The 3321-nt window shown below is 62.9% G+C and carries 2 protein-coding genes and 1 pseudogene; all 3 read right to left on the minus strand.

Going from position 1 to position 3321, the window contains the following annotated elements; all coding sequences use genetic code 11:
* On the minus strand, window positions 1-926 hold a 926-nt coding region (locus MOV76_RS38650; RefSeq protein WP_247266542.1), incomplete at its 3' end, for a cellulose biosynthesis cyclic di-GMP-binding regulatory protein BcsB.
* Window positions 923-3115: a UDP-forming cellulose synthase catalytic subunit gene (gene bcsA / locus MOV76_RS38655; RefSeq protein WP_130652159.1), complete on the minus strand. Its 2193-nt coding sequence runs from the start codon at window positions 3113-3115 to the stop codon at window positions 923-925. The genes MOV76_RS38650 and bcsA, both read right to left, overlap by 4 nt.
* A gap of 60 nt (window positions 3116-3175) precedes the next feature.
* Window positions 3176-3321: pseudogene (locus MOV76_RS38660) on the minus strand (cellulose biosynthesis protein BcsN); the annotation flags it as partial.

A 3321-nucleotide genomic window follows, 5' to 3' on the forward strand; every position in this document is an offset into this window, starting at 1 on the left:
ACGAGCACACTGAGCTTGCCAGGGCCGGCGGCCGGAAGCGAAGCGGTGCTGAAGGCAAAGATCTGGTTCGGCATGCTGCTCAGCACCGACAGGCCCTGCGCCAGCCGCAGCAGCGGCTTGGTGGTTCCCGGCTGCTCCAACGCGGGGACAACGATGTCGAACTCCGTCTTGCCGGCGCCGTCAACGCCGATGGCGCGGATTGCGTCGGCGCTCGCCAGCTGGGAAACGTCCATGCCGGCAAAGCTCAGATAGGTCCCGGCCGGATCGATATTCGACCACAGTTCATAAGTGGATTGAATGCTGCAATCGGTTCGGTGGCGCTGGCCGGCTTCGAAGGTGACGAGATTGGCGCCCGGCTGCAGCAGACCAGTTGGAACCTCGAAGGTGACGGTCGAAGGGCCATCCGGTGAGCCGACGCGCTGCTGGCCGATCGGGCGATTGTTGAGATAGACGGTCAGCGCCGAGGCCTCAGGCGCGACGACGATCGAATTCTGGTAGGCGAAAGTGAAGCTTGCCTTGGCCGCCGCCTGCTCCGGTGTCAGATAAATAGACCATGACCGGCGATCGTATTCACCGCCGAGGCCGAGTTTCGAAAAGGGCACGACAAAGCGACGGACATCGCCGGCACGCGGCGGCGCAGCGCTGTTTGCCGCCGCTGCTGGCTTGAGCGCGGGTGGCTGCGACTGCGGTGACTGGACGGCGATCGGCGGAGGAACGGGAGCAGGAGCAGGAGCAGCCGGGGTTGCAGGTGCGGGTAAGACGGAAACCGGAGACGCGGTGGCTGCGGACGGCGTGGGCGGCGTCAACCTCGGGGTAACGGGCGCACCGGGCGGCCGTTCGCCGGACATGTCGAAGGGTGCCGTCTGCGCCTGGGCGAAGGCGGAAACATTCAGCAGGAGAAGCGAGGCGGCGACGATCCTTCTCATCCGGCGTTGACCTTTGCCGCCTGCTGCTGGGCTTCTCGCTCCGGCCGCATGCTGCGGAAGAAGTAAACGAGGCCGCGGCTCGTCTGGTAGAACGACATGCCGAGAAACCAGATGGTGCCGCGGATTAGGCCCGGATTGCGGCGGCGCGAGGCCTGGAACTGGGTCCACTGATCGGAATTGGCAAACATCAGATCGGCGATCAGGCGATGGTCGAGCGCGCTTTTCGGCACATACTGGCAACCGACATTGCTGATGTCGCCCGACGGCTCGATGTTGCGGACGATGAGCGGCAGGGTTTCCAGATCCGCGCCGCTATAGGGACGGAAGCGAATTTCGCCGACGGCGCCGACCAGCATCTCGTCGAGATGCTTGTTGAAGATGTGCAGTCTTGCGCCATGGACGGAAACATCCTCGATCGAGGCCGTATACCACTTGCCGTTGGCGCCGAATTCGCAGCGCCGGTTGACGCGGACGCGACGGGACGAGGCGCGCTCGCCGCGCTCCGACACGACACCAAGTGCGCAGCCGGCCATGATCAGATTGATGAGATTCCATCCGCCGACGACGAGCGTGACGTCGGCCTTATAGGGCTCGGCGTAGATCTTGTAGATGGTGATGATGAGCGCGACGATCTGCACCGCAAAGATGACGAAGAACGGGCGGCTGATCTCCGACAGACGGCTGACGGCGATCGATTCGTCTTTGGCGGTGACCTTGAAGGTCGGCTTCCTCGGATTGAGCATGACGGAGACGACAGCCGGCAGCAGATGCACGGTCTGGACATATTCGTAGAGCTCGGAAATCCAGGGCCAGCGAAACGACCCGTAGAGGTAGTTCTGCATCATCAGATTCACGAGCATATAGGCGAGCGTATAGGCAAGGAACTCGCCGCCGGAGGCGGTGAAGATCTCCAGATCGAAGAACAGGTAGAAGAGCGGCGCAAACAGGAAGATCGTGCGCGGGAACGGGAAGAGCCAGAAAAGCGTGGAGGACATGTAGCAGAAGCGCTGCGGGATCGTCAGGCCGCGCTTCAGCAGCGGGAAGCGGAAACGCAGGATCTGCATCATGCCCTGCGCCCAGCGGCTGCGCTGGCCGATGAAGCTTGCAAAGGTGGCCGGCTGCAGGCCGGCGATCAGCGGCTTGTCGACATAGATGCTGTTCCAGCCGCTGCCATGGAGCGCCAGCGCCGTCTCGCAATCCTCCGTGATGCTGATGCCGCTGAAGCCGTTCTGGGATTCGAGCGCCCTGCGGCTCAGAACCGCGGCCGAGCCGCAGAAGAAGGCGGCGTTCCACTTATCGAGGCCGCGCTGGATGATGCCGTAGAACATCTCGTTCTCGCTCGGCATTTTGTCGAAGGTGCGCAGGTTGCGCTCCAGCGGGTCGGGATTGATGAAGAAGTGCGGGGTCTGGACAAGGAAAAGCTTCGGATCGTCCTCGAAGTAACCGACGGTCTCGAGCAGGAAATCGCGGGCCGGCGCGTGGTCGGCATCGAAGACGGCAATGAGTTCGCCGGTCGAAAGTTTCATGGCGTTGTTGAGATTGCCGGCCTTGGCATGCTCGTTGCGGTCGCGCGTGAGGTAGCTGACGTCGAGATCGTCGCAGAGCTGCTTCAGCTCGATATGGCGGGCAGCAGCAGCCTGGGCTTCGAGCAGCTTGCCGGAGTTGCGCTTCTGCAAGGTGCCGCCGTCGTCGAGCAGCCAGACATGCAACTTCTCGGCCGGATAATCCATGGCCTTGGCGGCGGCCAGCGTATTTCCCAGCAGGCCGGCATCCTCGTTGTAGGATGGCACGAAGACGTCGACATGAGGGAAACGCTCATTCTTGGCGGCACGCGAGGGGCGCGACGGCAGCGGCGTCGCGACGATGAAGAGGCTGAGAGCCAGCATCGCAACGCTATACATTTCGGCAAGATAGAGCAGCAGGCCGGGAATGAAATTCTCAGGCTGGTTCAGAGGCGGCAGCGTATTGGTGGTGCGCCAGTAAACATAGCGCAACACGATCGATGTGCCGAAGGCGAGCGCCACCAGGCGCCACGTCCCCTCGCCCTTCAGCACCTTGATCAGCGCCATCACAGTCACGACCGTGATGCTGGTGATGAGCTGGGTCTGCAGGTTGACCGGCAACGTGATCAGCACGATCATGCAGAGCGAAACCACGGCCCATATGATGACACTGCGGGCTTTGCGCATTGACGTTCCTTCGAAATTGCTCAACCGGGGCACCAACTGGCGCCCGCGGGCATGCATGCTCTATCTCCGGCAGGCAGCCGTCATGGCCGCGTCGCCTATGCAGTCCGGCGAAGGCACGGTGACGCCGATCGCCCTTACCGATTGTTCGATTGGCGCGGCGGCCGCATCCGGCCTTGCGCTCGTCTGCGGCGGCTCGCCCGGCAGCG

Origin of the sequence: Rhizobium sp. PRIMUS64 (assembly GCF_023006465.1) — a bacterium.
GTDB lineage: Bacteria > Pseudomonadota > Alphaproteobacteria > Rhizobiales > Rhizobiaceae > Rhizobium > Rhizobium leguminosarum.

Excerpts from the sequence above, each read along its gene's own strand:
- bcsA (WP_130652159.1), bottom strand. The coding sequence starts at position 3,115 with ATGCGCAAAGCCCGCAGTGTCATCATATGGGCCGTGGTTTCGCTCTGC.